Origin of the sequence: Aquipuribacter sp. SD81, assembly GCF_037153975.1 — a bacterium.
In the GTDB taxonomy this organism is placed as follows: Bacteria; Actinomycetota; Actinomycetes; order Actinomycetales; family JBBAYJ01; genus Aquipuribacter.
Map to the genome: position 1 here is coordinate 54,729 of NZ_JBBAYJ010000024.1, position 7,749 is coordinate 62,477.

At 75.9% G+C, this 7,749-nt stretch carries 6 protein-coding genes; 3 read left to right on the forward strand and 3 right to left on the reverse strand.

Annotation, left to right across the window (positions count from 1 at the left end; translation table 11 throughout):
* Nucleotides 1-6: 6 nt before the first annotated feature.
* The 3 genes from WAA21_RS14400 to WAA21_RS14410 form a co-directional block, all read right to left on the reverse strand.
* The gene (locus tag WAA21_RS14400) at nucleotides 7-885 is read right to left on the reverse strand and encodes a formate/nitrite transporter family protein (protein ID WP_336923520.1); all 879 of its coding nucleotides are present in this window, start codon (nucleotides 883-885) and stop codon (nucleotides 7-9) included.
* A gap of 433 nt (nucleotides 886-1,318) precedes the next feature.
* Entirely contained in the window at nucleotides 1,319-2,440 is a 1,122-nt protein-coding gene (locus tag WAA21_RS14405; protein ID WP_336923521.1) for a zinc-dependent alcohol dehydrogenase, read from the reverse strand.
* A gap of 110 nt (nucleotides 2,441-2,550) precedes the next feature.
* The gene (locus WAA21_RS14410; RefSeq protein WP_336923522.1) at nucleotides 2,551-4,203 is read right to left on the reverse strand and encodes a bifunctional 3'-5' exonuclease/DNA polymerase; all 1,653 of its coding nucleotides are present in this window, start codon (nucleotides 4,201-4,203) and stop codon (nucleotides 2,551-2,553) included.
* 223 nt (nucleotides 4,204-4,426) lie between these two features.
* On the opposite strand from WAA21_RS14410, the gene WAA21_RS14415 reads away from it, so the two are divergent.
* From WAA21_RS14415 to WAA21_RS14425, 3 genes are all read left to right on the forward strand, one after another.
* Nucleotides 4,427-5,086, forward strand: coding sequence for a maleylpyruvate isomerase family mycothiol-dependent enzyme (locus WAA21_RS14415; protein ID WP_336923523.1), 660 nt, complete (start codon nucleotides 4,427-4,429; stop codon nucleotides 5,084-5,086).
* Nucleotides 5,087-5,214: 128 nt separating this feature from the next.
* Complete coding sequence (ggt, locus tag WAA21_RS14420; RefSeq protein WP_336923524.1) at nucleotides 5,215-7,014, forward strand: gamma-glutamyltransferase; 1,800 nt, start codon at nucleotides 5,215-5,217, stop codon at nucleotides 7,012-7,014.
* Nucleotides 7,011-7,568, forward strand: a complete 558-nt coding sequence (locus WAA21_RS14425) for a mycothiol transferase (RefSeq protein ID WP_336923525.1) — start codon at nucleotides 7,011-7,013, stop codon at nucleotides 7,566-7,568. Before ggt ends, WAA21_RS14425 begins: the two co-directional genes overlap by 4 nt.
* Nucleotides 7,569-7,749 lie beyond the last annotated feature (181 nt).

Consider the following 7,749-nt stretch of genomic DNA (forward strand, 5'->3'; position numbering starts at 1 on the left):
GTCACGCTACGACCGGCCGGCCTCGGCGCTGCGGTGGTGGGAGTCACGCCACTGCATGAGGCGCTCCTGGCTGCGGACCACGCGCAGCAGCGTGGTGAGAAGGAGCCCGCCGACGAGGTTGCCGAGCACCACGAAGCCGAACCACGGCAGCCAGTCGCCGTAGCCGACGCCCTCCTGCCCGGCGTGGTGGGCGACGAAGACGAGCAGCGAGTCGAGGATCGAGTGGTGCAGTCCAGTGCCGACGATGACGAGTGCGATGCCGACGGCGGCGACGAGCTTCGCGACGTCGTCCACCGTGCCGTTCTGCATCCGGGTCAGCAGCGTGATCGCGGCCCCGGCGAGGACCGCGAGGCAGAAGGTCTCGAGGTCGAGCGGGGCCTGCGCGAACTCCCGGCCGAGCTCGCCGGAGAGCTCGTGGAGGTCGGGTCGGGCCGTCGCGATGAGCCACGCGACCACCCAGCCGCCCGCGAGGTTCGCCACGAGGGTCCCGCCCCACAGCCGCAGCAGCTGGCCCCACGTCGCCTCGTCGGCCAGCACGACCATGACGGGGGTGTGGAAGCCCTCCGTGAACAGCTCGCTGTGCCCCAGCCGCAGCGCGATGAAGCCGACGGAGAACGCGAGGGCGCCGAGCAGGCGGCTGCCGGTCGCCTCCTCGACCGCGAGCAGCGCGAGGACCCCGACGCCGATCTCGATGCCCGCGACGAGCCCCGTCCCGATGAGGTCCGGCCACGAGCGGTGCAGGCGCGGCCGGCCCTCGAGGATGACGCGGTCGAGGGCCTGGTCCTTCTCCTCGGTCGTGCTCTCGTCGTCCTCCCGGGTCTCCGGGGGCGCGGTGGCCTCCTGCTCCTCGTGCCGGTCGTGCTCGTCTGTGCGCGGGTCGGCCATGCCTGACGACACCACGGCCGGGGCGGCTGCGCAGGTCGGGGGCGGAGGACGACGGACCCGGGAGGTCAGCCGTGGGTCGGTCCGGGGCGGACACGTCCACCCCGGTCCGACCGGGCCCGTATGCCTAGGCTCGCCCCCGTGGACGGGACCGGCGTCGCCGCCCGGCTGGCCAGGCTCCCCGTCGGGACCTCGTACGTGCGCTACCGGGGCCGCCGCTGGGTCGCGGTGCGGAGCGTCGCGGCCGGGGGCCGGGTGGAGAGGCTGTGGGCCGAGGAGCTCGGCGGCCGCGCGTTCGTCAGCGCGAACCTCTACCTCACCGGCGACGGCGAGCGGCTGCGGCCGTGCGAGATGCCGGAAGCCGTCGTCCTGGACTTCCTCGACTCGTGGGAGCCGTGGCCGGATCCCGTGCCGCCGGCACCGCGCCGGGAAGAGGTCACATCTCGAACACCAGCCGCGCGGGCACGCGGCCGGAGAGGATCTCCTCGAAGCACTCGTTGACCTGCTCCAGCCGCCGGGTCTCGCGCACCACGCGCGTCCGTCCCTGCGCGTGCAGGCGGAACACCTCCGCGAGGTCCTCGCGCGTGCCGACGATCGACCCGATGACCGTGATCCCCAGCAGCACCGTGCGGAAGACGTCGAGGGACATGTGGTTGTCCTCGGGCAGTCCCACGAGCACCAGCCGGCCGCCGCGGCGGAGCGACCGGTGCGCCTGCTCCATCACGGTCGGGGAGGCGGCCGTGACGACGGCCACGTGCGCGCCGCCCAGCGCCTGCACCGCCTCGCCCGCGTCGCCCGCGCGCGCGTCCACCACCTCGTCGGCGCCGAGCTCCCGCGACAGGTCGAGCTTGGCGTCCTCGACGTCGACGGCGACGGTCCGGCTGCCGAACACGCGCGCGTACTGCAGGGCCAGGTGGCCGAGCCCGCCGATGCCGAACACCGCGACGGTCTCCGTCGGCTGCGGCGCCGCGACCTTCACCGCCTTGTACGTCGTGACCCCCGCGCACGTCAGGGGCGCCGCGTCGAGGGGGTCGACCCCGTCCGGCACCGGGACCGCGTAGGCGGCCGCGGCCACCACGTGGGTCGCGTAGCCGCCGTCACGGCCGAAGCCGGTGTTGACCTGCTGCTCGCAGAGCGTCTCCCAGCCGCTCACGCAGTACGAGCAGCGCCCGCACGCCGAGCCCAGCCACGGCAGCGCGACACGGGTGCCGACCTCGTGGACCACCGGCCCGGGGCCGACCGCCTCGACGACGCCGACGCCCTCGTGGCCGGGGACGAAGGGCGGGGTGGGCTTGGCCGGCCACTCGCCGCGGGCGGCGTGGATGTCGGTGTGGCACAGCCCGCTGGCCTCGATGCGCACGAGCACCTCCCCGGGGCCGGGCTCGGGAACCGGCCGCTGCTGCACGACGAGCGGTTCGCCGAGTGCCGGGACCACAGCCGCGGTGGCGGTGCCGCGCGCGGCCGGGACGCCGGCGACGGTCGGGGTGCTGCTGACGCTCGCGGCGCTGCTGACGGTCGGGGTGCTCGTCGTGCTCGTCGTGCCGGTCGGTGTGGTCATGGCTCCTCCTCGGTCGGGGCGCCCCGCGCGGGCGCACGCCCAGCCTCGCCGCGCGTCGACCCGTCCCCGCGGGACCAAGGTCCCTTCGTGCCCCGCCTTCGTGCCCAGCCTCAGTGGCCGGCCTCCGCCCACGAGCGGACGACCCGCACGTCGAGCGGGACGTCGACGGTGCCGTCCCCGAACAGCAGCCGGGTCGCCTCGTCGGCCGCGGCGCCGGCTGCCTCGGCGGTCGCGTCGGCGAGGTCGTCGGGGGTGTGCACGAGGACCTCGTCGTGCAGGAACATGACGAGCTCCGGTCGCCCCGTCCCACCCGTCAGGCCGTCGAGGCGCCCGCGCAGCAGAGCGAGCCAGGCCAGCGCCCACTCGGCTGCCGTGCCCTGCACGACGAAGTTGCGGGTGAACCGGCCCCACGCGCGACGCTCGCGCTCGTCGGTCCGTTCCCGCGGCACCCCCTCCACCGCGGGCGCCGTCCACGACCCGTTCGGCGCAGGGGAGCCCCGCCCGAGCAGCGTGGCCACCACCTCGCCCCGCTCGCCGGCCCGGGCGGCCGCCTCCACGAGGCCGAAGGCCGCCGGGTAGCGCCGCGCGAGCCGCTCGACCATCCGGCCGCTCTCCCCGCGCGTGCCGCCGTACATCGCGCCGAGGATGCCGAGCTTGGCCTCGGCGCGGGTCGCGACGGCACCGCTCGCCACCATGCCCTCGTACAGGTCGCCGGCGCGGCCGGCCGCGGCCATCGCCCCGTCGCGGCTCATGCCCGCGAGGACCCTCGGCTCCAGCTGCGCGGCGTCGGCGACCACGAGGCGCCAGCCGTCGTCGGCGACCACCGCCTCGCGGACGGGCGCGGGCACCGTCAAGGCGCCCCCGCCACGCGAGGACCACCGCCCGGTCACCACCCCGGCGACGAGGTACTCGGGGCGGAACCGGCCGTCGTGCACCCACGTGTCGAGCCAGTGCCAGCCGTTCGTCGACAGCAGGCGCGCGAGGGCCTTGTACTCCAGCAGGATGGGCGCGACGGGGTGCTCGAGCCGTTCCAGCGTGCTCGAGCGGGTGTCGGCGACGTCGAGGCCCGCGGCGCGCAGCGCGCCGAGCAGCGCCGGCTGGGAGTCCGGGTTGAGCGACGGGGCGTCGAGCGACTCGCGCACCCGGGCCGCGAGCCCCTCCAGCACGCGCGGTCGCTGACCGACGGGAGGCCGCGGGCCGAGCAGCCGGGTGAGGGCGGCGTCGTGCACGTCGGCGCGCCACGGCAGGCCAGCAGCCGTCATCTCGGTCGCGACGAGCGCACCGGAGGACTCCGCGACGCACAGCAGCCGGAGCCGGCCGTCCGGTGCGGTCGCGAGCGCCGCCTGCTGCCGGTGCCACTCGGCCGCGGCGTCCAGACCGGTGCCGTCGTCGGCGTCGTCGAACAGCGTCGCACCGACCGGGGCGCTCGGGCGCAGCGAGGCCCACGCCGACGCGGTCCCGTCGTCGGTCGCAGCCGCCCGGGGCACGAGCGGTGAGCCGGCGAGCAGCGCGTGCACGAGCCGCAGGTCCCAGCAGCGCCCGACCCGCACCCCGTCACGCAGCAGGCTCGGGTACCAGCGCGTCGTGCAGTCCCACACCCAGCGCGGCGGGTCCGTCGCCTCCCGCCCTCGCACGAGGTCCGCGAGCCGGTCGGCGGGGACGGTCGTGGGTCCTGCGCTGCCGCCGGCGCCGGCGGCGTCCGTCAGGTCGGTCACGGTGACGTCCCCACCGGCCAGGCGCTGCAGCAGGACGGTCCCGGTCACGGGACGGGCACGCGGCGGGACGGGGGCGGGGTCAGGGCGGGCCTCCAGCGGGTGCGCCGGGCGGTCACGGCGGCGGGTGCAGGACACGCTAGGGGCGACCTCGGACGCGGCGACGCCGCGACGCCCCGGAGCCGACCTCCCTGGCGCCACGGCGCAGGACCGATGACTTCCGGCCGCGGTCCCGGGTCCACCCTCCATGAGGAGCCGTCACGAGGAGGTACGGGTGGCCGGAGCGGACCGGGGGCACCGGCGAAGCACGTTGTGGGCGGCCGTCCACGCGGAGCGCGCCGCGCTGCTGGCGGACCTCGAACCGCTGCACGACCGGCAGTGGACGACCCGGTCGCTGTGCTCGCGGTGGACCGTCGAGCAGGTGGTGGCGCACCTGACGGCGGCCGCCAGCGTCGGGTGGTCCCGGTGGCTCCGCAGCATGGTCGGCGCCGGCTTCGACGCCGGCCGCCACAACGACCGACGGCTCGCCGAGCACCTCGGTCCGACCCCGGCCGCGACCCTGGCGGGCTTCCGGGGCGTCGTCGAGAGCACCGTCGCCCCCACCGGTGACGTGCCCGCGTGGCTCGGCGAGGTCGTCGTCCACGGGCAGGACGTCCGGCACCCGCTCGGTCTGCCACGCCGGCCCGCGCCCGCCGTCGTCGCGGTCGTCGCGGAGTTCTACGCGCGACGCGACTTCACGGTGCGCAGCGGCTCGGCGGCCGCGGGCCTGCACCTGGTCGCGACGGACAGCGGCTTCCGCCACGGGCCGTCCGACGCGTCACTCGTGCGCGGCTCGACGCTCGCCCTCACGATGGCGCTGGCCGGCCGGTCGGTCTTCTGCGACGAGCTCGACGGCGCGGGTGTGCCTGTCCTCCGCGAGCGCGCCGGCGGGTGAGGCACCCGGTGCGCCCGGAATGTGTTGACCGCCGGTTGTGCCCTGCCTAGGTTCGTGCGCACCCATCCACCCCGGACGGAGACCGGCTGACGGCCGGACCCGCGCCCGGCCGAGCGCTGGAGCCCGCCGTGCACACACCCCGCCGCCCCGTGTCCGTCGTCGTGACGACCGCCGTCCCGCTCGCCCTCGCCGGTCTCGTCGGCACCGCCGTCGCGCCAGCGGCGACCGGCGCCCCGCGACAGATCGAGAAGGTGCCCGTCGCGGAGGGGACGGGCGGAGCCGTCGCGACGGTCGACGCCGACGCGACCCGCATCGGCCTCGACGTCCTGCGAAAGGGTGGCAACGCCGTCGACGCGGCCGTGGCGTCGGCCGCAGCGCTCGGCGTCACCGAGCCGTACTCCGCGGGCATCGGCGGCGGCGGCTTCTTCGTCTACTACGAGGCGGCCACCGGCGAGGTGCACACCATCGACGGGCGGGAGACCGCACCGCAGGCGATGCAGTCCGACGCCTTCGTCGAGGACGGCGCGCCGATCCCGTTCGGCGAGGCCGTGTCCTCCGGCCTGTCGGTCGGCGTGCCCGGGACGCCGGAGACGTGGGACGTCGCCCTCGAGGAGTGGGGCACGCTCAGCCTCGCGCGGGCGCTCAAGCCGGCGACTCAGCTCGCCCGGCGCGGCTTCGTGGTCGACGAGACGTTCGAGTCGCAGACCGCGTCGAACGCGGCGCGCTTCGACGACTTCACCTCCACCGCCGAGCTCTTCCTGCCCGGCGGCGCGCCGCCCGAGCCCGGCACGATCTTCCGCAACCGCGACCTCGCCGCCACCTACGACCTCATGGCACGCCGCGGCGTCGACGTCCTCTACACCGGCGAGGTGGCCGACGACATCGTCTCGACCGTGCAGGACCCGCCGGTCGCGGCGACGGCGGGACGCGAGGTCCGAAGCGGCCTCATGACGGCGGCCGACCTCGCCGCCTACGAGGCGCCCTTCCGTGAGCCGACGCAGGTCACCTACCGCGGGCTCGACGTCTACGGCATGGCCCCACCGTCCTCGGGCGGGTCGACCGTCGGCGAGGCGCTCAACATCATCGAGGCGGCGCTGCCGGACGGCGGCACGGAGACCGAGGTGCTCCACACCTACCTCGAGGCGTCGGCGCTCGCCTTCGCCGACCGCAACCGCTACGTCGGCGACCCGGACGTCGTGGACGTGCCGCTCGCGGAGCTGCTGTCGCAGGACTTCGCCGACGAGCGCGCCTGCCTGGTCGACCCGACGCAGGCGCTCGCCAAGCCCGTCGCGCCGGGTGAGCCCGACGGCAGCTACGACGCGTGCGAGGGGACGGGTGAGGTCGGTCTCGCGCAGCAGCCCGGGCAGTCCACGACCCACCTCACGACGGCCGACCGCTGGGGCAACGTGGTCGCGTACACGCTCACGATCGAGGCGACGGGCGGGTCCGGCATCGTCGTGCCCGACCGCGGCTTCCTGCTCAACAACGAGCTGACCGACTTCAACTTCACCGACACCCAGGGCGGCGTCGACCCGAACCTGCCCGGTCCGGGCAAGCGGCCGCGCAGCTCCATGGCCCCGACCATCGTGCTGCAGGACGGCGAGCCCCTCATGGCGCTCGGGTCGCCCGGCGGCTCGACCATCATCACGACGGTCCTGCAGACGCTCGTCAACCGGGTCGAGCTCGGCATGACGCTGCCGGAGGCGGTCGCCGCGCCCCGCGCGTCGCAGCGCAACACCGTCAACGTCTCCGCGGAGCCGGACTTCGACCGGACGGCGCTGTCGGCGCTGGGGCACACCTTCTCCTCGACGGCCGAGATCGGCGCCGCGACGGGGATCGAGGTGCTGCCCGACGGCCGGCTGCAGGCCGTCGCGGAGCCCGTGCGGCGCGGTGGCGGCAGCGCTGGGGTGGTGGAGGCGACGCCGTGACGGACCCGGGCGGCGCGCCGCCGTGGGAACCGCCGATGGCCGGTGACGAGGTGTCGCACCTGCTCGGCGCCTTGGACCGGCAGCGCGCGACCTTCCGCTGGAAGGCGGACGGGCTCGACGAGGACGGGCTCGCGGTGCGGGTCGGGCGGTCCGAGCTGACGCTCGGCGGGCTCCTGCTGCACCTCGCCTCGGTCGAGGAGGAGATCTCGACGTGGCGGCTCGCGGGTCAGCGGCCCGGCGAGCCGTTCGACGTGGAAGCCGGTCACGACACGAGCTTCGCCACGGCTGCCGCCCGGTCGCCCGAGGACCTGTACGGCGCCTACGACGCCGCGGTGGCGCGTTCCCGTGGGCGGTTCGAGGCCGCGGTCGCCGACGGCGGCCTGGACCAGCGGGTGCACCTGGGCCGCCCCGACGTCCATGTGAACCTCCGGCGCCTGCTGTTCGACCTGCTCGAGGAGTACGGCCGGCACACGGGGCACGCCGACCTGTTGCGCGAGGCGGTCGACGGGCGGGTCGGTGAGGACCCACCGGAGGACTGGCGGCCGCCCGCCTGACGGTGCGGATCGCATCTCGTCGGGCCGGCTCATCCCCCGGCACAGGCCGGCGCGCCCCTGGCACCGGCCGGCGCGCGTGTCTTCGACCGGTGCCGACTATGCGGCGTCGGGTGGTGGTGGTCGTCGTGCCCAGGGTGGGTCGTCGTCGGGGGTTGTGTCCGGTGTGGGCGGTGGTGCGGTG